The organism is Arthrobacter sp. SRS-W-1-2016 (genome assembly GCF_002009585.1).
GTDB classification, from domain to species: domain Bacteria; phylum Actinomycetota; class Actinomycetes; order Actinomycetales; family Micrococcaceae; genus Arthrobacter; species Arthrobacter bambusae_A.
The window spans coordinates 25065-45111 of the sequence record NZ_MTPV01000045.1 but is presented as its reverse complement, the minus strand read 5'-3'; the positions used below and the strand labels follow the sequence as shown (position 1 = coordinate 45111).

Below are 20047 nucleotides of genomic sequence, written 5' to 3'. Positions count from 1 at the left end.
CTTTACATAAGGTCCCACACCGCCGGCGATAGAGAAATGCCTAGCGGGGAACGAGTTCCCTGACCCGGGACCATGCCGCAGGCGCCAGTACCACCGCGACGCCGACGGCGGCCCCGATCACCGTCTCGACGATGCGGTCCCGCAGCAAGAGCCCGGGCGGGACGTTGGCAACCAGCAGGGTGGAAATGAGCGCGAGCGGGGTGACGAATATCTGTGCCACGAGATATTGGCGCGCAATGAAGAGCTCAGCCCCGAACTGGCATACGGCAATCACCAACACCATCTGCCATGGCGCCGGGCCGAGCCAGAGGATTCCAGCCAACACCAGCAACCCCAGCAGGGTCCCCACGATCCTCTGGATTCCCCGTTGCACCCGATGCCTTGTGCTGCGCCCCACCAAGGGAACCACTGCCGCCACCATGGCCCAATAGCCGTGTCCGAACCCGAGCCACTGCCCGGCCAAGGTAGCAAGCGTTCCAGCCAGCCCGGCAGCAACGAAGTAGCCCAAGCCTTCCAGCCAAGCTGCCCGGACTTCCTGAGGAAGCAACCGGTCCGCCGCCGGCCGCTTCCAGGGTGTCCGGTGGCTCGGGACGACCCGCGCCGACATTCCGATCAGCAACGCCAACACAGCAGTCAAAACGGCGGCAAGCATCCCCTCCCAAAGCGGAGGCTGCTGAGGCACGGAGGCGATCGCGGCAAAAGCGAAAATGTGGAAGAGGGATCCTGCTGGGCGAAGCCGCCACAGCGCAGTCACGACGGAGCAAAAAGCTGCAACCAACGTGGTGCCCAGCGTGAGGATCCACACGTAGGCGTCCGAGCCCTGTCCGATCCTGGCGGTGAGGGTGGCGAGCAGGATGATGCCGAGCAGGAGCGATCCGGCCCGGAGCTGGCTTCGAAAACGGTGGCTATGGGGCTCGTTGCGGCCATAGATATTCGTAAACGCCGCAAAGCTGGCGAAAACAACAAGGTCCAGCCGTCCAAACAACACGAGGGTGATCAATGGCAGGAAGACGCCCACGGCGCAGCGTACAGCCGGGTGATGGTCCTTGTTGCCGGGACCGATCCTGAACATCTCTGCCAGCGCGTTCACTGGATTGCCTGCCTCTGTTTTGCTTCTCTTGAGCGCTGTAGGGCTCAACTAATACTGCCCGACGGCGGCACTGGCATCCGGTCCGAGCTTACGCCGGACGGCCCCGGGAAGCCCGATCGCCTTCCGTTGAATGACGTAAAAATTGCCGGGGGTGTGACGCCTGAACGGCGTCGATTGATAGTCTCGTTTCGGTTGTCACCAGCCGGGCCGGGGGCTCATTCCGGCCACCGCACCCGTACCCATTCACCGGAGGTCATTCCATGCTCAAAGGTTTCAAGGACTTCGTTCTTCGCGGCAACATTATCGAGTTGTCCATCGCCGTCGTCATCGGCACTGCGTTCACCGCCCTGGTCGCAGCGTTCACCACCAACATCATCAACCCGGTTATCGCCGCCGCCGGCGGAGTCAACGCGCAGGGACTGGGCTTCTCTATTTGGCCTGACAACGCGAAGACTTTCGTCAACTTCGGCGCCGTCATCACCGCGTTCGTCACCTTCCTGATCACGGCCGCCGTCGTGTACTTCATCTTCGTGGCGCCCATGAACAAGATCAACGAACTGACCAAGCGCCGTGCGTCCATCGAAGAGCCCGAGGACGAACCGCTTCCGGCCGACACCGCCCTGCTTGTTGAAATCCGTGACCTGCTGACGGAGCTCACCGCCGCCAGCAAAAGCGACGAGACCACCCGCTAAGTTCGCGCCCCAGGGCCAGTTCGGCGCATCCGGTCGGCGCCGAACTGGCCCCGATCAGGGCTGCCCAAGATCGTGACGCAGGCGCAATCCGCCTGAAACAGGGTTCGGGCACGATGGTGCCATGAAGCCGAACAAGAGGACTTCCATTACCGCTGAGCTCTCCTGCGAAGTGTGCGGCGAGATGCCCGAGGCCCCGAAGGCCAGGGTAACCGTGGCCCAAATCGCGGTGATGCTTCCCATCGAACTTCTTGTCCACGCCATTGTGGTTGAAACGCAACTGCCTTACCTGGCCAAGGTGCTCCTCCTGACCGTGACCGCAACGGTCCTGGTCATTTGGGTTGCCGAGCCGTCCGCAGCCAGGATCCTGCAGCGCTGGATCCACGCGCCTGCCCTCCGCCATCGCAGGAAGCTCGATTCGGCCCCGGCGCTTTGGCGGGCGAGGACGGTGCTCCGCGACCAGCCAGGTTCCCTCCAACGGATCACCCACTCGCTCGCCCGGATGAACATCAACATCCTCAGCATCCATGTCCACCCCATGGATGGAGCCGTCATGGACGAATTCGTGTTGTCTGCTCCCGGCCACCTCGGCGAGCAAGAGCTACTGACAGCGCTCGACGACGGCGGCGGCCGGGATTCGCACGTGTGGCCTACCACTGCACTCGCCATGGCGGACGGCCAGACCAAGGCCCTGAGCCTGGCTGCCCGGATCGCCGACAACCCGGACGAACTGCCGCTGGCGGTCGCCGAGCTCTTGTCGGCGAAAATCATCGCCCCGGAACCCGAAGGCCCGGCCGCCGGGGCGCGCGCCGCCGTCGGGCCCTCCACGACGCTCCTCAAGATCCCCACCGCCTGGCACGGGCCGCTCCTGTTCTCGCGACCGGACGAACCGTTCACGCCGGCAGAATCGGCACGCGCACATCGGCTTGCCGAGCTGGCTGAAATCCTGGCGCACACCCGGAGGGGCAGCCGACCCTGAGCAGCCCTGCGCCCCGTATTTCGCATCGTGAACGCCACCCCGGTGCCCGCGATCTCCACAGGTACAGTTTGTCGGGTGACTACGAACATTGATCTTGAGCGTGCTGCCAATACCCTCCGGGCGTGGGCATTGGATGAAGGCCTCAAGCAACGCGTCATGTCCACACCAGCCTTGGCGACAATGGCTTCACGCGTGGCAAGTCGGTACTCGGCCGGGGACACAGCCGCGGAGGCCATCGAGGTAGCGGCGGCGGCGGTGGCCCGCGGGCATGCCGCCAGCATCGAATATGCCGGCGAGAGCGTGCGCAACACCGACCTCGCACGCTCTGAAGCCGCAGTGTTCCTTGAGTTGGGCGCCGGCCTCGGGAAGGCTGGCCTGCCGAGCACCGTCTCCTTCGATCTCTCCCACCTCGGCGCACTCGTTGACCGCGATCTGGCGCTCAACCATGTACGCCAGCTTGCCGCGATAACTGAACCGTATGGAACGGGACTGATGATCTCGGCCGAAGGTTCGGATCGGACCGATTTGGTCCTCGACCTGTACGACGAACTCGTAGCCGAGATCCCCCGCGTCGGCATCACACTCCAAGCCCGCCTGCACCGCACCCCCGGAGACCTCGAGCGGGTCCTTCGCCATCCGGGTACCGTTCGCTTGGTCAAAGGCGCGTTCCTCGAGCCCGAGTCTGTCGCCTACCCCCGCAACAGTGCCGAACTGACGGCTGCGTACCTCGATCTGGCGAGCCAGCTCATCCTCTCGGGCCACTCCCTGTCCCTCGCAACCCACGACGACGAGCTCGTCAACACGCTCATCTCCAGGCACGGAGAGTCGCTGAAGACAGACGCGATCGAATTCGAGATGCTGCTCGGCCTGGGGACCGACCTTCTCGATCGGCTCCACAGGGACGGCTACAGGACCCGGGAGTACGTCATCTTCGGTGGCGAGTGGTGGCTGTACGTCCTCAACCGCATCGCGGAACATCCCGAGCGGGCGCTGACGGCTCTGGCCGACCTCGACCCGAGCTAAGCCCTCCCGAGCCGGCCCTAAAAGCGCCTGGCGACACGGAAAATTCCCTGCGGCCTCGGAATTCCGGCGTCGGCGAGGCTTCTCCGCATCGCGTAACAGGTTGCGCGTCGTGAGGTAGGGAGAGCGCCGGTATCCCATCCCGACATCGCTTCCGGCGCCGGCGGCCACATGTCGCCAGACTTGACGCCCGGTCACATTCCGTTTCTTCACTTTGTATACCAAAACCCTTGACAGTGCGCCGGGTCACATCTACTTTTGATTTTGGGATCCCAAAACGGGATCCCAAAACGGACTCAACGAACCGGCAGCGTCCCTCCTCCCAGAAAGAGGACCGGGCCGCAACTGCTGCCGCCGGCGCGAGTCCAGCTGCCGCGGCAACCCGCACCCAGCACAACAATTCAAGACTTTCCCCGCTCCTCAAACTCCCCCTGAAGGAGAAACTGTGTCTCTCCAAAACACCGAAACTGACGCGCATGTAGTCGAAGGAAAAGCAGCAGAAAAGGACGGCGTGCAGCGACGCACGAGTGTCCGCTGGAGGCTCTTCGTCCTGCTGCTCATCCTGGTAGCCGTCAACTACATCGACCGCGGCTCCATCTCCGTGGCATTGCCCATCATCCAAAAGGAATTCAACCTCGCGCCGGAACTCGTCGGGCTCCTGCTTTCGGCATTCTTTTGGACCTATGCCCTCATGCAGATCCCGGTCGGATTGCTCATCGACAAGTTCGGCCCCCGCAAAGTCGTCACGGCCTCGTGCATCGGCTGGGGTGCCGCCACGGCAGCATCCGGCCTGGCCGGCGGCTTCCTCAGCATGTTCATCGCACGCCTGGGCATCGGCGTCGCCGAGGCGGGAGTCATGCCGGCCGGAGGGAAGCTCAACGCGATCTGGATGCACAAGAAGGAGCGCGGCCGCGGCGCCACGATCCTTGATGCAGGCGCCCCGCTCGGCGCCGGCCTGGGCGGCATCCTCATCACCTGGCTCATCGCCTCAACGGGAAGCTGGCGCTTCTCGTTCATCATCGCCGGCGCCGCGACAGTCCTCATGGGCCTGGCCGTCTGGTGGTACGTCCGCGACAATCCCCGCAACCACAAACGCGTCAACGACGCCGAGGCCAGCTACATCGAGGCCTCCCACGCCGAGGAAGACGCCGAGGCCAAGAAGGACGGCGTCCAGGGCAAGCGCGCCCTCCTCCCCTACCTGAAGTTCCGCTCCTTCTGGGCAATGTGCTTTGGCTGGCTTGGCTTCAACGGCGTCTTCTACGGCCTCCTGACGTGGGGCCCGCTCTACTTGGCCCAGGCCAAGCACTTCAACCTGAACACCATCGGCTGGTCCACCTTCGTGATCTTCGGCGCCGGATTTGTCGGCGAAATCCTGGGCGGCACCATCGCGGACAAATGGCGTGCGGCCGGCGCGTCGGCAAACAAGGTCATGCGCACCCTGCTGGGCATCTCCAGCGTCGTCGTGATTGGCGGCCTGGTAGGTGTCACCATTGTGGCAGACCCGACGACGGCGGTTGTCCTGCTGTCCGTAGTCATGTTCTTCCTCCGCTGGGTTGGCCTGTTCTGGAGCATCCCCGCCATCTTGGGCGGCCGAACCAACTCGGGCGTCCTGGGTGGCGCCATGAACTTCAGCGGCAACATCTCAGGCTTCGTCACCCCGATTGTGGTAGGTCTGATTGTCGGGGCCACAGGCTCCTACACCTGGGCCCTCCTATACTTTGTCGGCTCCGCGATCATCATGGGCGTGTCCGTGCTGACGCTGGACTACGGCAAACGACTTCCGGTCTAACTCGCCTGACCGGTCTGGCCGGACGGTCCTGAACCACCAAAGGCCAGACGCCCGCCGGGAATGCCGGGCGCAGTGACCCAAGAGAACACGAATGGAGCAAAAATGCTGATTGCAGATGAAACCCCCACCACGGACCGCCCCCTCCGGGAATCCGTGCGGGACGCCATCCGTTCGCGAATCTTCGAGGGTCATTACGCGCCCGGCACCCGGCTGGTGGAGCGGGACCTCGCCGCAGAATTCAACGTGTCGCGACTCCCCATCCGCGAAGCGCTCCGCATGCTGCGGCAGGAAGGCCTCATCCAGGACCGGGCCTCCCGCGGTTCCGAAGTCGCAGGGCTGAGCCCCAAAGACGTCGAGGACCTCTTCGATGTCCGCCAATCATTGGAAGTCCTCGCCTGCCGCCTGGCAGCGACCCGCGCCACCGACAAGGACCTCAAGCACCTGGCTGGGCTCCTCGACGAGGCCGATCGCTTCCTCGCGAAAGGCTCAATCCTCGAAGCACACCGCGCCAACAGCGAATTCCACGATGCCATCACGGCCATCGCCAACAACGATTTTCTCCGCACCGCGCTGGAACCGCTCCAAGGCCGCATGCACTGGCTTTTCCGCCATGTGGACGACCTGCCGGAACTGATCCAGGAGCACCGCGATCTCTACGCCGCCATCGCCAGCGGCGATCCCGAGCGCGCCGCAACCCAATCGGCGTCGCACATTGGAAAGTACCGCGAGCAGTTCCCCCAGAACGAGCCCGCCACAGAACTCAAATTGCAAGGCAAACGACCATGAAATTGCTAGTCATCAATCCCAACATCAGCACGGATGTCACTGCGCTGATCGACGCCGAAGCCCGCCGCTCGGCGGGGACTGACACCGAGCTGATCGTCAGGACCGCCGGACATGGCGTCGAATACATCGAGACCCGCTTCGAATCCCTCATCGCAGCCGGAGCCGTCGCCGAAATCATCGCCGAGCGCTGCGGGGGCGATCCGGCAGCGGACCGCATAGACGGCGTCGTAGTGGCCGCATTCGGCGACCCCGGTATGCCTGCGCTCAAGGAACTCACCGACGTGCCGGTCATCGGCATCACGGAAGCCGCCCTTTGCGCCGCGGCCCTGCAGGGCCAACGCTTCTCCATCATCGCCATTTCGGACCGCATCACCGCTTGGTACCGGGATTGCGTGGAGCATTTCGGACTTGGCGGCCGTCTTGCCTCGATCCGGTCCATCAACCAGAGCCTCAACGGCATCGGCACCGTGCAGCAGGATTTCAAGGAAACCCTCCTGGCGCTGAGCCGGCAGGCGGTCGCGGAGGACGGCGCCGACGTCGTCATCCTGGCAGGTGCGCCGCTAGCCGGACTCGCGCGCGAACTTGAAGGACAGATCCCCGTGCCCGTGGTGGACGGAATCTCAGCCGGGATCCGCATGACCGAAGCGGTCGTGGCCCTTCAGTCAGGCTTCCATCGCCAAGGCGCTTTTGCGCCGCCGCCCGTCAAGCATCGCCAGGGGCTGTCCGAAAACCTCGACGCCGCCCTGACCGCCATCCAGTCCGCCGCTCGCGCCTCAGTTACTGCCAATGCTGTCGCAGCTGCCGTTCCAGCCGGAAAGTAGGATCACCGTGACCATTCCCGATCTCGTCATCGCCCACGGCATGGTGGTCAACAGCTTCGGCCGGCAAGAAGCCCACGTCGTGGTCGACGGCGGCCGCATCACCCAGCTCATTGACGCCGCGGAACCGGTCCCCGCCGCCTCCCGCACCATCGACGCCTCCGGCAAGTTGGTGATCCCTGGCGGCGTGGACGGCCATTGCCACGTGGCCCAAGTGACCGGCCGCTTCCGCACCCTGGACGACTACCGCACTACCTCCACCGCGGCCTTGTGGGGCGGCACCACAACGATCATCGACTTCGGAATTCCGCGTGATGCCCAGGAATCTCCGCTGTATGCAGTCCTGAACAAGAAGCGCTTGGCCGCCGAGTCCCGCTGCGACGTCGCGCTGCACGGCTCCGTGGTCAGTTGGGATGACACCGTGCCCTGGCAGCTCGAGCAACTCGCCGCCGAGGGCGTCCGTTCAGTGAAGATGTACACCACCAACCGCGGCTCCACCATGGCCGACGGCGACACCATCCTGAAGGTCATGCGCGAAATGGCGCGCCTGGACGGACTGACGTACATCCATGCCGAGCACGATCCCATCATCGCCGACTGCACCGGGCAGCACGCCGCGGACGGCCGGATCGGCATCGAGCACTTGCATTCCACACGGCCCGAGCTCGCCGAGGAAGTCTCGGTCAAAGAGACCCTCGCCATGGCCGAGTACACCGGGGCGCCCGTCTACTTTGTGCACCAGTCGACCCCCGGTGCCGTGGATCTTGTCACCGAGGCCCGCGGGCGCGGCCAGGAAGCCTACTCCGAGACCTGCCCGCACTACCTGACGCTTGATGACACCGTCTACGGCTCAGAATTCCCGGAGTGGTATGCCTGCTGCCCGCCCATGCGCAGTGCCGAAACCGTAGCGGCGCTGAAGGAACGCCTCGCGGCCGGAGCCATCCACACCGTGTCCTCGGACCACTCCTGCTACGACCTCTCACAAAAGCGCGAGCGCACCGACGATATCCGCTTCATGCCGCACGGGCTGCCCGGCGTCGAAACCAGAATGCCCGTCACGTTCACCGCGATGGCACCCAACAGCACTGTGGAGGACTTCGTCGAGGTCTTCTCGGCCGGCCCCGCGCGGATCAACGCCGTGCCTGGCAAGGGCACCATCGCGGCAGGGTTCGACGCCGATCTGGTCATCTTCGATCCCGCCGAAGAGCGCGAAGTCGACGGCGGCGCCCTCCACATGGGAACGGACTTCTCGCCTTTCGAAGGGAAGACGCTGAGCGGCTGGCCCGCCGTCGTCGTCTCCGCCGGACGCGTGGTGGTCGACGACGGCGGTTTCCACGATCCCGGCCCGGTGGGCCGTTTCGTTGCCCGCAACGGCTTCGCCGCCCACCGCGACGCCCTGTCTGCTCGAAAATCGCCCTCCGTTCACGCCACCGTTTCTGCCTAGGAGAACCATGCCTTCCGCACACCGCCCCACCCGCATCGGCATGATCGTGCCGTCGTCCAATACGTGCCTGGAGCCGCAGAGCTATCGGATCCTTGGTGAGCGCCAGGATGTCACGATCCATTTCACACGGATTCCGGTTACCCGGATTGCGCTGGATGATTCCTCGGACAAACAGTTTGATCCGGCCGTCATGCGGGAGGCCGCCGCATTGCTCGCGACGGCGGACGTCGACGTCATCGCGTGGAACGGAACCTCAGGTTCCTGGCTCGGCGCCGCGCATGACGAGGCCTTGGTCCGGGAAATCACGGAGGAAACCGGCATCCCGGCCACGACCTCGACCTTGGCCTACCTCGAGGCCTTCCGGACGTTCGGCACGGAAAGGATCGGCATGTTCACGCCGTATACCGGGGACGTGAACGAAGCCGTCATTGAGTCGTATGCGAGCGAAGGAATCAAGACGGTTGGCCACCGCCACCTGGACCTCAGCAACAACGAATCCTTCGCCCGCGTCACGGACGCGGAAATGCTGCCCGGGTCCTTGGAACTTGCCGCCTCGAACCCGGACGCGCTCATTTATTTGTGCACGAACCTTTACGGCGCCAACATCACCGCGGAAGTGGAGGAAACCACCGGAGTGCCGGTGCTGGATTCCGTAGCGGTGACGCTGTGGCATTGCCTCAAGCTTGCCGGGGCGCCTTTATTGGCACCCACGTGGGGCCGGCTGCTTGCAGAACTGCCTTAGGAAAAGTGCCCTACTGTCACAGGGGATGGATGTTCTCCGCCTGGGGGCCTTTCGGGCCCTGGACGACGTCGAACTGGACCCGCTGATTTTCGTCCAGTGATCGGTACCCACTCGAGGCGATTGCTGAGTAGTGGGCAAAAACGTCCGCCGAACCGTCGTCGGGGGCAATGAAGCCGAAACCCTTCTCGGCGTTGAACCACTTGACAATACCTGTTGCCACGGCCATGTTCCTTCTCTGAATCTGACTGGCCATCGGCTTCAAACCCGATGCCCCCGGACGCATACGTCCGCTTCCTCAAACCTACGGTGCGGGGTTCGGGGGCGCAAGGATCCGCGTTGACTGATTGGAACCTTCCTAGAATCGAACCATGACTATGCAGAGCCATTCGAAAGTCGCAGTTGTGACGGGGGTCGGCCGACGGCGCTCAATCGGGGCGAGTCTCGCGGTCGGTTTGGCGCGCGACGGCTGGGACGTCGCCCTCAACTATTGGCGGCCGTACGACGATCGGGTCGGACTGGAGCGCAACGCCGACGATCCGGAGTCCATCGCCAGCGAATGCCGGGCGTTGGGAGTCGCCGTCGAGCTCGTTCCGGGCGACTTGAGCGATCCAGCGGTGCCGGCTGAGCTCATCAAGGCTGCCGGAACGCTCGGACCGGTCACGGCTTTGGTCATGTCGCACTGTGAATCCGTGGACAGTTCGATCCTGACGACCGACCTTGAGAGCTGGGACCGCCACTTCGCAGTCAACGCCCGGGCGACGTGGCTCCTCATCAAGGCCTTCGCGGAGCAACTACGGGAACCCGTTGTACCGGGCGACGTCGGCGGCCGGATTGTCGCCTTGACGAGCGATCACACCGTTCATAATCTGCCATACGGAGCGAGCAAGGGAGCCCTGGACCGCATCGTCACCGCAGCCGCCGTTGAGCTGGCAGATCGGGGTGTGCGTGCGAACGTGGTGAACCCGGGCCCCATCGACACTGGATGGATGGACGACGCGACGCGGCGTTCGGGCATTGGGGCGACCCCGGCCGGCCGGCTCGGCACGGCCGAGGACACCGCGGACCTCGTCAGATTCCTGTTTTCCGAGCAGGGCTCGTGGATGAATGGCCAGATTCTTTACAGCAACGGGGGTTTCAAGGTCGGCTGACCCGTTAGAGCAGCCCGACCTTGGTCATCAGCTCGGTGACCTTCTCGCTATTGAGCTTGGCGGGGTCCACCGAGGGTGCCTGGAGATCCTTGAGGGGCACGAGCTTGGAATTGGCCGGTACGTCGGAACCAACTGTGTACTCGAAGGAGTCACCGTTCTGGAGGACCTGCTGACCTGTTTTACCCGTGATGAACTTCAGGAACTCCTGCGCTTGGGCCTGCTTCTTGCTGGACGCCAGAACAGCGCCGCCCGACACGCTGACGAAAGCACCCGGGTCCTGGTTCTTGAAGTAGTGAAGAGCAACGTTCTTGCTGTTTTCTCCGGTCTGCGCCTGGTCCACGAAAGAGTAGTAGTGGTACAAAACTCCAGCATCGACCTCGCCTGCGTTCACGGCCGCGAGCACCGGGGTGTCGTCCTTGTAGGACTTGAAGTTGGACTTGGCCGCCTCCAGCCATTTCTGGGTAGCGTCTTCCCCCTTGAGCGCAAGCATCGCGCTGACGATGGCTTGGAAATCAGCTCCGCCTGTGGACGCGCCCACACGGCCCTTCCATGACGGATCCGCGAGGTCCATCAAGGACTTGGGGAGCTGGTCCTCGCTGAGCTTGGTCTTGTTGTAGGCAAGCACGGTGGAGCGGGCCGCGATGCCCGTCCAGTCACCCGTGGAGGGCCGGTACTGCGCCGGGACCTGGCTGAGGGTTGCCTGGTCCACCGGGGCAAGCAAGCCGGCACTCGCAATGCGTACCATGGCCGGGGAGTTTTCGGTCAGGAAAACGTCGGCCGGAGAGTTCTTGCCTTCCTCGCTGAGCTGGTTGCTCATTTCAAGGTCGTCACCATTGCGGAGCGTAACCTTGATTCCCGTCTCCTTGGTGAAGGCGTCCACCCATGCGCCGGTGAGGTTCTCATGCTGCGCGTTGTATACGACGATGCCGTCGCCGGATGCCGCGGAACTACCGCTTGGGGCGCCGCTGCACGCCGAAAGTGCCAGCAGCGAGGCCGTGGCGGCGGCAAGGACCGTAGCGGATTTGATGCCGAATTTCATGGGGGCCTTTCAAGGTTTCCGGCTGGGACCAGAATGGTTGGGGTAGCCCCGCCCTTCACGCGGGGCAGCCCGACGAGTCGGGGCGGAACGGCAGCGTGATAGGCAAGGCAATCCTTACTCTAATAACAACATGCCATTGTTGCGTAATTCTGGGCATGCTGGCGGCCGACTGTTACAAACGTGAACGGGGGCGCTAAATTTGCTCCCACCGGCGTAAGGAAACCATTAAGGACCGATGCCGGCCGGTCCGTTTGGTGGTCTGATGAAGGCAGGACGCAACGCCTATCCGGGCTTCGGACTGACCCTTCGTAGGAGCTGATTCACCATGAAACGCACCGACCTCAGCAAAGGAACCGCACACGATACCGAGCTTGCCGGCGCGGATCCGGCAGACTACGTCGTGGTCGATGAGCTCGGTGATTTCACCTACTATCCTTCTAAAACCGCCATGCTCAAGGACCTTGAGTACGTTGAGGAAGCAGCCAGCATCCTGGACCGGGCAGGCAACAACTTCCATTTGACGTTGGAGGAGGGCCGGAAGCTGAACTTAGGCTCCTCGTTCGGCCGGGTCGAATTCACGTGGCTCCGCCAAACCTGGATCACCGACCGACGCCGGGAACCGCAAGCGCATCGGCTGCTCCGCCTCTACCCCACAACCCTGGATGCCCTTCTGGCCGGAATATTCGAGACCCTCACCCTGGAGCTCGCCAGCAGCGCCATCAGTTCGCCCTGGGTAGTGGATGTAGCGGGTGAAGAGACCCATCCCGCGACACTCAGGGACGTCGATGGCCTCCTCGCGCGGCTGGATCACTTTGAACGTGTCACGGTGCGCGATCCCTTCGGACACGACTACCGGCCGATTCGTCACTCACCGCACCGCCTCCACGCCCCTGGCACGGGGACGATCTACTACGTGGAGATTGAACCCCACGGCGGAGAAGCCGGGCACGCTCCCACGCTTTCCGACAACTTGCCCTGAGCTCCTTGGATATGGGATTACCGGCCGATAGACGCGTTCTGCGATAGTTGGGGACATGGTGAACGTCCAGACCGAAATACTGATCCGGCAGCCCCGCGAGATCGTGGCAAGTTATGCTTCCAATCCGGACAACGCGCCGGTCTGGTACGTGAACATACGATCTGCACAATGGCAGACGCCGAAGCCGCTCGCGGTCGGATCCCGGGTTGCCTTCACCGCACGATTCCTGGGCCGAAATCTGGACTATGTCTACGAATTCACCGAGTTTGTCCCCGGCGAGAAACTCACCATGCGCACAAGCCAAGGTCCTTTCCCAATGCGGACCACGTACACCTGGTCCGATGAAAATGGCGCCACCCGCATGACGCTCCGCAACACAGGCGAACCTTCCGGGTTCTCTGCCCTTGCAGGCATCGTGATGGCGCCGATGATGCGCATAGCGATGCGCAAGGACCTGGAGAACCTCAAGAAGATCCTCGAAGCCAGCTAGAAACGTCGGCCCCAGGCTCTCCCCCTCGGCTGCGAATGGCCGACGCAGTTATTCGCTCAAACGCTGGCGAATTTCCGCCGGCGCGTGCAAGGATGTTCCGTACGCTTGCAGCGGTCCACATTTGGGGGAAAAATGACCGAAAGCACCAACCTGCCGGAAAACATGCAGCCCGGCAGCAACGAATACGGCGCGTCGCAGCGTCCCCAGCCTGAGTTCGGGATGAGCGCCCCGGAATCCTCCGGCCCGCAGATTCCCTCTTGGCATCCGGAATCCAACCAATCCCAGGCACCAGCATGGCCGCCCGCCCGCCCGATTCGAAGGGCCGAGAACGTGGGCAGAGGAGCCCTGTTCGCACTCCCGGCCCTCCCGATCGGCGTCGTTCTGTGGCTTGTCATCTGGAATTTTGGCTGGATGTCCTCGCTCGTCACTTTCGCCGCTGCCGCGATGGCGGCCCGTTTCTATGCCATGGGAGCTGGCGGGCTGAGCAGGAAAGGAGTGTGGGTGATAGCGGCCATCACAGCTGCCACCGCGATTTTGTCTTTCGTCGCTGGAGTCTGGCTGGACGCCGCCAAGTACATCAATAGGCAGCCCTTGTCCCTGATCACCAGCTCCGAGCCGTGGGACCTGATGAACTACAACCTGGCGAACAACCCGGATTTCGTGAAGGGGTACATGGGCGACTTCTTCATGGCGCTACTCTTCGGCGCCTTGGGTTGCTTCTTCACGCTGCGCCGCATGTTTGCCGCGACCAAGAACTCCTAACGCTCAGCAGGAAGCGGCGGCTGCGAATCTTCGCGGCCGCCGCTTCCGCGTTAAGCGCTAAGCGCTAGGGCACGACGGCGACCACGTCGATCTCGACGAGGAAGTCACCCAGGAACGAACCCACCGTTGTGCGGGCCGGGTACGGGGTTTCGACGAACGTTTCGTAGACGGTGTTGAATCCTGCAAAGTCGCGGCCCGGATGGTGCAGGTGCACCGTCGCTTTGACAACGTGGGAGAAGTCGAGCCCGTACGCGGCCAAGACCGCGCCAAGGTTGTTCATGGCCTGGAGTGTCTGCTCTTCAATGGTGGTTCCCACGGCGTCACCGCTGATGGGGTCATGCGGAGTCTGGCCAGCCGTGTAGAGGAAGCCGTTGGCGACGATGGCCTGGGAGTAGGGGCCGGCCGGACTGGGTGCGAGTTCGGTTGTGACCTGCTTGCGGGACATTGATGGGTTCCTTTCCGGGGACCGGCCGTTGGCCGGCCGGGATTGCCGATGTTTAGAGGACCTTCGAGAGGAAGGCCTGGGTGCGTTCGTGTTGCGGGTTGCCCAGGACGTCCTCGGGCCTGCCGCTTTCAACAACTACCCCTTGGTCCATGAAGACCACCTGATCGCTGACTTGGCGCGCGAAGCCCAATTCGTGCGTAACCACCACCATGGTCATCCCTGCTTCGGCCAGGGACTTCATGACATCGAGCACTTCGCCCACAAGCTCCGGGTCCAGCGCCGACGTCGGCTCGTCGAAAAGCATGAGCTTGGGCTTCATGGCCAGTGCGCGCGCAATCGCGATGCGCTGTTGCTGCCCTCCGGAGAGCTCCTGGGGATAGGAATGCCCCCGGTTGCCGAGACCCACCCGGTCCAGCAAGGCCTGGGCTTCCACGGTGACCTCGTTGCGGGGGCGTCCCAGGACGTGTATCGGCGCTTCCACGACGTTCTCCAGCACGGTCATGTGCGGGAAGAGGTTGAAGCGTTGGAAGACCATCCCCGCGGTCAGCCGGGAACGAGCGGTCTGCCGTTCCTTCATTTCGTAGAGGCGTCCGTTCCGCTCGGAGTACCCGACCAGATGTTCGTCAACGTACAGGCGTCCGGCGTCGACCTTCTCCAAGTGGTTGATGCATCGGAGGAAGGTTGTCTTTCCTGAGCCTGAGGGGCCGATGAGGCAGGTCACGGAGCCTCGTTCGACCTTCAGATCAATGCCCTTGAGGATTTCCGTCGAACCGAAGCTCTTGCGGACTCCTTGGGCCTCCACCATCGCGGTAGTCATCGTGCTGTCCTTGTCTTTAGCCGGCGCGTCCGTCGCGGTGCGGCGTCGAAGCCGCGGCCGTACCGTCGTTCGAGTTTGGTTTGGAAGAAGCTCAGGATGGTCGTCATAAGCAGGTACCAGAGGCTCGCGACGATGAGCAGCGGGATGGTCTGGTAGTTGTTGGCGTAGATGATCTGTGCCGAATACAGCAGGTCGGAGATGGCCAAGACGCTGACCAGGGCGGTGCCTTTGAGCATCGAAATGACCTGGTTGCCGGTGGGTGGGAGGACGACGCGCATCGCTTGCGGGAGGATGACCCGGCTCATGAGCTTGTTGCCGTTCATGCCAAGAGCCCGGGCGGCGTCGTACTGGCCTTTGTCCACGGATCCGATGCCGCCCCTGATGATCTCGGCCATATAAGCGGCCTCGTTCAGGGACAGTCCGAGCAACGCCGCACCGAGCGGAGAGACCAGCACGTTGGCCGAACCAAGGACCACGGAGGGGCCGCCGAAGGGCAGTCCGAACGCGATCACCGGATACAGGGCGGCAATGTTGTACCAAAAGATCAACTGCACAAGCAGCGGGGTGCCGCGAAAGAACCAGATAAAGGCCCGGCTGATGGTGTTGACAATCGGGTTGGCCGAAAGCCGCATGATCGCCAGGACCGTGCCAAGGGCAATGCCGACGCTCATCGACACCACGGTGAGGAGGATGGTGAGCCCGGCTCCCGTGATGATCTGCGGGGCGAAGAGATAGGAGACGACGACGTCCCAGTGGTACCGCTGGTTTGCCGCCACATCCCATGCGGCACTGAATGCGACAAGAATGAGGACGACGGCGATTGCCAGGCGGACGGGGTGTCGGAGCGGCACCACGGGGATGGAGTCGCCCGGGGCCGTGGGAAGGCTTTGCCTTGTGTCGGAAATGGAGTGTTGCTGCATGATGGTCACCTTTTATTGGGCGAAGTTGACGCGCGCGTCGGTAATGGCGCTGGATTCAAGGCCGTACTTCCCGAGGACCTTGACGTAGGAGTCGCTCCCGATCACGGTGTTGAGGGCCGCTGAGACAGACTTGACCAGGCCGGAGCCCTTCGGCATACCGACGCCGACCGGTGCGAAGCCGTACTTGGCGGCGATCTCGATTTGCGGGTTCTGCGTCGCGGCGAAGTTCAGGATGGGCGAATCAGCCAACACGGCGTCGAGGCGTCCGCTGGTGAGGGCCGAAATAGCCTGGCGAGTGTCCTGGAACTCGCTTGTCTGGATCTTGTCTTTGCCGCCGTCCGTGCATGTTTTGTCGAAATCTGGGACGTCGACTGTGAGCTGGTAGGAACCAGTCAGGACTCCGACCTTCTTGCCACAAAGCGACTTCTCATTGAGCCCCAGCGGATTGCCCTTCGCGACCGCGATGGTGCTGCCCATCTGCATGTAGTCAACGAAATCAAGCACCTTCATCCGCTCCGCCGTCGGGGTCATCGAGGAGACGGTCATGTCATACCGCCCAGCGGCGATTCCCGGGATGATGGAATCGAAATTGGCTACCTGGATCTCGACCTTCACTCCGAGCGCCTCCCCGATCAGGCGGGCGACGTCGGGGTTGGCACCCGTCATCTCCTGGGTGCCTTCCCGGTAAAACTGGGTGGGCGGCTCGTTGGTGGGGATGGCCACACGCAGGACCTTGCTCGCCTTGATGGATTCCGGGAGCAACTGGGCGGCGGCCTGGTTGACGTCCAGTGCGGGAACGCTCGCGTCCGGCCCGGGGGTACCGCCCGGCGACGCTGCCGAAGAGGCGGACGTTGCGGGAGAACAGGCGGTGACGGCAAGCAACAGTGCTGCCGTTCCGACGGCGGCGGCGACGCCGAACGGGGAGTGTTTCGTGCGGGGGCTGGTGGTTGGGGATTTCATCGGGAGGACCTCGTTTCTGCGTAGGCCATCTGGGCCTCAAGAGTGGGGATAGTACCTGGGAACGATTCGCTGCGATGACGGATCAGCTCGCGGCCTTCTTCGCGGAGTTCCTGGATCGTGGAGACTCCGAGGAGCATCATGGTGCGCGTGATTTCGGCGGCGAAGAGTTTCAAGACGTGAGCTACTCCCGCTTGGCTGGCCGCTGCCAGTCCGTACAGGTAGGGGCGACCGATGGAGCAAGCGTCAGCGCCAAGGGCGATTGCCTTGACGACGTCGGAGCCGCGGCGGATGCCGCCGTCGACGATGATTTCAAGCCGGCCGGCCGCCTTCTCGGCAATGTCGGGAAGCACGTCCAGCGGGGAAGCCATGTGGTCCAATTGCCGGCCGCCGTGGTTGCTGACCTGGATGGCGTCGATGCCGAGCCCGGCGGCAATGACGGCGTCGTTGGGATTGACGACGCCTTTGAGGATGATCGGACCGTTCCAGCGCGACCTCAGGTCACGAATGTCGTCCCAATCCGTCGGTTCGTAGGATCCAGCCAGGAGGGTCCGCCACATGTCCGGGCTGCTGGAGAGCGGGCCTTCGGGAATTTCGGCGTCGAGATTTGGGAAGGCAATCGCATCGTGGGCCAGGAACCCTAGGGCCCACCTGGGATGCAGCGCACCTTCGATGACAGTCTTGGGCTTGATCGACGGCGGCGCGGTGAATCCGTTGCGGTAGTCACGTTCCCGGTGGCCAATCGCGCGGCAATCGACGTTGACGAGAAGCGCTTCGTATCCGGCATTCGAGACCCGGTCCAGGACGGCCTGGAGCAATCCCTTGTCCGCAGTGGGCTCGATATTGAACCATCGCCGAAGGCCCGGGGTCGCGGCACTGACGTCCTCCATGGTGGTGGTGCTCATGTGCGCCAGTCCGTAGGGAACGCCTGCCTCAAGGGCCGCGCGGGCGACGGCGGTCTCGCCGTCGGGGTGGAAGAGCCGGGTGCCGCCGGTAGGCGAGAGCGTCAGCGGCATCGCCACCGGACCGCGCAGGAGGGTTGAGCCGAGGTCCAGATGCTCCACCGAACCCCACTTCGGGAGGAAGGCCCAGTCGTCGAAGGAGGAGCGGTTGCGCTTCAGTGAGGCCTCGTCCTCGCCGCCACCCTCGATGTAATCGAACACGCTTCCCGGAAGGCGTTTCGCGGCCAGTTTCCTCATGTCCTCGACGCTGTAGCAGCGCCTGGACAGCCGCTCGGACACGGACCGGGCCGGTCCCTGCACCGAGGCCAGCGCCCTGATGTCCTTGAATCTCATTTTCTGTTCCTCTGTCTTTTGGGGGAATTCTCTTTCGGTACCTTCCTCAATGGTGATGTAGATCTCTTCCCTTCTACATGTTGATTCCTCCATAAGATTTGCTCTGGACTTGTGATATCTTCCAACTATGGATGCGAAGGAAAGGCACCCCGGAGAGCCCGGTTTCCAGACCGCGGTCGTGCGATTGTCCGATTGCATCCAGCTCATGCAGGCCGATCTGGTGCACGCGAATCCCACCCCGGACAACCTCGGACATCCTGTCTCGGACGTACTCATGTACGACCCCATGGACGAATGGACCAGCGTCGATGGCCGGATCGTCCTCGCCGTCGGGCTCATGTGCGGTTCGCCGGATTTTGACCAGCTTCTTCACCGGGCGTCGAATAGCAACGCGGCCGCAGTAATCGTCAAGGCCCATGGGGCGCCCTTGGAGGAGCTGCGCTCTGCCGCGATCCGCTACGATCTGGCGGTCCTCATCGCACCTGACTCCGCCGATTGGACACGGCTCGTGGCACTGGCCCGGGCGTCGGTCATGGGTGCTGCCGTGGACTCCGTCTCCGGCGTCCGACTCGGGGATCTTTACGCGTTCGCCAACGCTGCCGCATCCATCACCAACGGCGCGGCCAGTATTGTGGATCCGCTCGGCAGGATCCTGGGCTACTCGACACTGCCCGGCCAGCCCATCGACGAGCTCCGCCGTGTCACCACGCTCTCGCTGCAGGAGATCAAGCCGCCGGCGTTCGATGCTGACTTCAAGACCGTTTACGCGTCCGGCGGGGCCGTGCTCATCCCCGGAATCGATGAAGAGATGCCAAGGCTCGCCCTTGCCGTGAGGGCCAGCGGCGAACTGCTTGGCTCGATCTGGATCATCGACCCGGGCGAAGACAAACGGGAGGCGGCCCTGGAAGCACTCGACCGGATGGCGCCGCTGGCCGGACTGCACATGCTCCATGCCCGCTCCGCGTCCGATTTCGGGGAACGCAGGAACGGAGACCTGATCCGGACCCTCATGGAGGACCCCGGACATGCGCCCTTTGCCGCAGCCCAACTGGGGCTCGAATCCTCCGGCGGGCTCGCCGTCGCGGCCTTTTCGATCGTTCGGGCCGAAACAGGCAGCTTGGAGTCGGTGCGTGAAATCCATCGGCTGCTGCACTTGGTGACCACCGTTTGCAACGTGCAGTTCAACACCAGCCACAGCGCCCTCATCGATTCCGTGGTCTACGCGCTTCTTCCCTCCGACGGGGCTACTTCAAGGGCGATCCATCGGCGCGTGGTGCAGGAAATCGGCGCGTACGGCCACACGATCAGCTCCTATCCGCTCATCGCTGCCGTCGGCGGTATTGCAGCCCGTGTGGAGGAGCTGCCAGGATCCCGGTCAGAAGCCCTGCAGACACTCCAATACCTGCTCCACCAACAATCGACGAAGCCGGATGCCGCCGGCGGGCCCGCCCCCTCCGTCGGGCTCTTCGAGGATTACAGGATCCCCCTGAATCTCCTGAAGATCGGGACCTTCATCAGCGAAAGCGGATTTGCCGAGCTCGACGACATCGCGAAAATCCAGGCATACGACGCCGAGCAGCAGACCGACTATTTGGACACCCTGCGGTCGTACATGGCCTCGAACGGAAATATCTCCGCGATGGCGGCCCGCCTCCACGTGCACAACAACACCGTCCGCTACCGGATCTCACGCTTGGCCAAGGACTTTGACCTCGATCTGGACGACCCGCAGAAACGGCTCTGGCTCTGGCTGCGGCTCACAACCATGGACCTGGCGGTTGAAGCGGAATGGGCGGCAGCGCCAACCGCATCCAAGTAGCAGGACCTCTTTCGCACCG

At 63.3% G+C, this 20047-nt stretch carries 21 protein-coding genes; 13 read left to right on the top strand and 8 right to left on the bottom strand.

What is annotated here, in order from left to right; all coding sequences use genetic code 11:
- Nucleotides 1–40: 40 nt before the first annotated feature.
- The gene (locus BMF89_RS11205; RefSeq protein ID WP_253190790.1) at nt 41–1090 is read right to left on the bottom strand and encodes an FUSC family protein; all 1050 of its coding nucleotides are present in this window, start codon (nt 1088–1090) and stop codon (nt 41–43) included.
- A 260-nt stretch (nt 1091–1350) separates the two neighbouring features.
- Here BMF89_RS11205 and mscL point away from each other — a divergent pair, with 260 nt between their 5' ends.
- The 8 genes from mscL (at nt 1351) to BMF89_RS11165 (ending at nt 9357) form a co-directional block, all read left to right on the top strand.
- The gene (gene mscL / locus BMF89_RS11200) at nt 1351–1782 is read left to right on the top strand and encodes a large conductance mechanosensitive channel protein MscL (protein WP_078107164.1); all 432 of its coding nucleotides are present in this window, start codon (nt 1351–1353) and stop codon (nt 1780–1782) included.
- A gap of 121 nt (nt 1783–1903) precedes the next feature.
- Nucleotides 1904–2758 carry an ACT domain-containing protein gene (locus tag BMF89_RS11195; protein WP_078107163.1) on the top strand — a complete coding sequence of 285 codons (855 nt, stop codon included), beginning with the start codon at nt 1904–1906 and terminating at the stop codon, nt 2756–2758.
- A 75-nt stretch (nt 2759–2833) separates the two neighbouring features.
- Nucleotides 2834–3781: a proline dehydrogenase family protein gene (locus BMF89_RS11190; protein WP_253190789.1), complete on the top strand. Its 948-nt coding sequence runs from the start codon at nt 2834–2836 to the stop codon at nt 3779–3781.
- Nucleotides 3782–4223: 442 nt separating this feature from the next.
- Nucleotides 4224–5567, top strand: a complete 1344-nt coding sequence (locus BMF89_RS11185) for an MFS transporter (RefSeq protein WP_078107162.1) — start codon at nt 4224–4226, stop codon at nt 5565–5567.
- Nucleotides 5568–5669: 102 nt separating this feature from the next.
- Nucleotides 5670–6353, top strand: coding sequence for a GntR family transcriptional regulator (locus BMF89_RS11180; RefSeq protein WP_078107161.1), 684 nt, complete (start codon nt 5670–5672; stop codon nt 6351–6353).
- On the top strand, nt 6350–7174 hold the full coding sequence (locus BMF89_RS11175; RefSeq protein WP_078107160.1) for an aspartate/glutamate racemase family protein: 825 nt from the start codon (nt 6350–6352) through the stop codon (nt 7172–7174). The genes BMF89_RS11180 and BMF89_RS11175 overlap by 4 nt, the downstream gene beginning before the upstream one ends.
- Before the next feature lie 7 nt (nt 7175–7181).
- Nucleotides 7182–8615 carry an amidohydrolase family protein gene (locus tag BMF89_RS11170; protein ID WP_253190788.1) on the top strand — a complete coding sequence of 478 codons (1434 nt, stop codon included), beginning with the start codon at nt 7182–7184 and terminating at the stop codon, nt 8613–8615.
- A 7-nt stretch (nt 8616–8622) separates the two neighbouring features.
- Nucleotides 8623–9357 (top strand): aspartate/glutamate racemase family protein, encoded by a 735-nt coding sequence (locus BMF89_RS11165; protein ID WP_078107158.1) that lies wholly within the window; start codon nt 8623–8625, stop codon nt 9355–9357.
- Nucleotides 9358–9373: 16 nt separating this feature from the next.
- Here the strand turns inward: BMF89_RS11165 and BMF89_RS11160 are convergent, their stop codons facing one another.
- Nucleotides 9374–9577, bottom strand: a complete 204-nt coding sequence (locus tag BMF89_RS11160) for a cold-shock protein (protein ID WP_078107248.1) — start codon at nt 9575–9577, stop codon at nt 9374–9376.
- A gap of 148 nt (nt 9578–9725) precedes the next feature.
- Between BMF89_RS11160 and BMF89_RS11155 the strand changes: the two genes are divergently transcribed.
- Nucleotides 9726–10505 (top strand): SDR family oxidoreductase, encoded by a 780-nt coding sequence (locus tag BMF89_RS11155; protein ID WP_078107157.1) that lies wholly within the window; start codon nt 9726–9728, stop codon nt 10503–10505.
- A 4-nt stretch (nt 10506–10509) separates the two neighbouring features.
- On the opposite strand, the gene BMF89_RS11150 is transcribed toward BMF89_RS11155, so the two are convergent.
- Entirely contained in the window at nt 10510–11544 is a 1035-nt protein-coding gene (locus BMF89_RS11150; protein WP_078107156.1) for an iron ABC transporter substrate-binding protein, read from the bottom strand.
- A gap of 325 nt (nt 11545–11869) precedes the next feature.
- On the opposite strand from BMF89_RS11150, the gene BMF89_RS11145 reads away from it, so the two are divergent.
- The 3 genes from BMF89_RS11145 to BMF89_RS11135 all read left to right on the top strand — a co-directional run bounded on the left by BMF89_RS11145 (nt 11870) and on the right by BMF89_RS11135 (nt 13775).
- Nucleotides 11870–12523 (top strand): hypothetical protein, encoded by a 654-nt coding sequence (locus BMF89_RS11145; RefSeq protein ID WP_078107155.1) that lies wholly within the window; start codon nt 11870–11872, stop codon nt 12521–12523.
- Between the two features lie 55 nt (nt 12524–12578).
- Complete coding sequence (locus BMF89_RS11140; protein ID WP_078107154.1) at nt 12579–13013, top strand: SRPBCC family protein; 435 nt, start codon at nt 12579–12581, stop codon at nt 13011–13013.
- Between the two features lie 132 nt (nt 13014–13145).
- Nucleotides 13146–13775, top strand: coding sequence for a hypothetical protein (locus tag BMF89_RS11135; protein WP_078107153.1), 630 nt, complete (start codon nt 13146–13148; stop codon nt 13773–13775).
- A gap of 64 nt (nt 13776–13839) precedes the next feature.
- Here BMF89_RS11135 and BMF89_RS11130 read toward each other — a convergent pair whose 3' ends face one another.
- Genes BMF89_RS11130 through BMF89_RS11110 form a run of 5 tightly spaced genes read right to left on the bottom strand, consistent with a single transcriptional unit; the run spans nt 13840 to nt 18209 of the window.
- The gene (locus BMF89_RS11130; protein WP_078107152.1) at nt 13840–14220 is read right to left on the bottom strand and encodes a Rid family detoxifying hydrolase; all 381 of its coding nucleotides are present in this window, start codon (nt 14218–14220) and stop codon (nt 13840–13842) included.
- A gap of 52 nt (nt 14221–14272) precedes the next feature.
- Entirely contained in the window at nt 14273–15037 is a 765-nt protein-coding gene (locus tag BMF89_RS11125) for an amino acid ABC transporter ATP-binding protein (RefSeq protein ID WP_078107151.1), read from the bottom strand.
- Nucleotides 15034–15957, bottom strand: a complete 924-nt coding sequence (locus BMF89_RS11120; RefSeq protein WP_078107247.1) for an amino acid ABC transporter permease — start codon at nt 15955–15957, stop codon at nt 15034–15036. Before BMF89_RS11120 ends, BMF89_RS11125 begins: the two co-directional genes overlap by 4 nt.
- 12 nt (nt 15958–15969) lie before the next feature.
- A complete protein-coding gene (locus BMF89_RS11115; protein ID WP_078107150.1) occupies nt 15970–16917 on the bottom strand; it encodes an ABC transporter substrate-binding protein in 948 nt (315 codons plus the stop codon).
- Nucleotides 16914–18209, bottom strand: coding sequence for an alpha-hydroxy acid oxidase (locus BMF89_RS11110; protein WP_171983460.1), 1296 nt, complete (start codon nt 18207–18209; stop codon nt 16914–16916). Before BMF89_RS11110 ends, BMF89_RS11115 begins: the two co-directional genes overlap by 4 nt.
- 127 nt (nt 18210–18336) lie before the next feature.
- On the opposite strand from BMF89_RS11110, the gene BMF89_RS11105 reads away from it, so the two are divergent.
- Nucleotides 18337–20028, top strand: coding sequence for a helix-turn-helix domain-containing protein (locus tag BMF89_RS11105; protein ID WP_078107149.1), 1692 nt, complete (start codon nt 18337–18339; stop codon nt 20026–20028).
- Nucleotides 20029–20047: the final 19 nt, after the last annotated feature.

What these genes read in the sequence shown, in the direction of transcription:
- mscL (WP_078107164.1), top strand. Translation starts at nt 1,351, where the DNA reads ATGCTCAAAGGTTTCAAGGACTTCGTTCTTCGCGGCAACATTATCGAG.
- BMF89_RS11195 (WP_078107163.1), top strand. Translation starts at nt 1,904, where the DNA reads ATGAAGCCGAACAAGAGGACTTCCATTACCGCTGAGCTCTCCTGCGAA.
- BMF89_RS11180 (WP_078107161.1), top strand. Translation starts at nt 5,670, where the DNA reads ATGCTGATTGCAGATGAAACCCCCACCACGGACCGCCCCCTCCGGGAA.
- BMF89_RS11175 (WP_078107160.1), top strand. Translation starts at nt 6,350, where the DNA reads ATGAAATTGCTAGTCATCAATCCCAACATCAGCACGGATGTCACTGCG.
- BMF89_RS11165 (WP_078107158.1), top strand. Translation starts at nt 8,623, where the DNA reads ATGCCTTCCGCACACCGCCCCACCCGCATCGGCATGATCGTGCCGTCG.
- BMF89_RS11155 (WP_078107157.1), top strand. Translation starts at nt 9,726, where the DNA reads ATGACTATGCAGAGCCATTCGAAAGTCGCAGTTGTGACGGGGGTCGGC.
- BMF89_RS11150 (WP_078107156.1), bottom strand. Translation starts at nt 11,544, where the DNA reads ATGAAATTCGGCATCAAATCCGCTACGGTCCTTGCCGCCGCCACGGCC.
- BMF89_RS11145 (WP_078107155.1), top strand. Translation starts at nt 11,870, where the DNA reads ATGAAACGCACCGACCTCAGCAAAGGAACCGCACACGATACCGAGCTT.
- BMF89_RS11140 (WP_078107154.1), top strand. Translation starts at nt 12,579, where the DNA reads ATGGTGAACGTCCAGACCGAAATACTGATCCGGCAGCCCCGCGAGATC.
- BMF89_RS11135 (WP_078107153.1), top strand. Translation starts at nt 13,146, where the DNA reads ATGACCGAAAGCACCAACCTGCCGGAAAACATGCAGCCCGGCAGCAAC.
- BMF89_RS11130 (WP_078107152.1), bottom strand. Translation starts at nt 14,220, where the DNA reads ATGTCCCGCAAGCAGGTCACAACCGAACTCGCACCCAGTCCGGCCGGC.
- BMF89_RS11125 (WP_078107151.1), bottom strand. Translation starts at nt 15,037, where the DNA reads ATGACTACCGCGATGGTGGAGGCCCAAGGAGTCCGCAAGAGCTTCGGT.
- BMF89_RS11120 (WP_078107247.1), bottom strand. Translation starts at nt 15,957, where the DNA reads ATGCAGCAACACTCCATTTCCGACACAAGGCAAAGCCTTCCCACGGCC.
- BMF89_RS11115 (WP_078107150.1), bottom strand. Translation starts at nt 16,917, where the DNA reads ATGAAATCCCCAACCACCAGCCCCCGCACGAAACACTCCCCGTTCGGC.
- BMF89_RS11110 (WP_171983460.1), bottom strand. Translation starts at nt 18,209, where the DNA reads ATGAGATTCAAGGACATCAGGGCGCTGGCCTCGGTGCAGGGACCGGCC.
- BMF89_RS11105 (WP_078107149.1), top strand. Translation starts at nt 18,337, where the DNA reads ATGGATGCGAAGGAAAGGCACCCCGGAGAGCCCGGTTTCCAGACCGCG.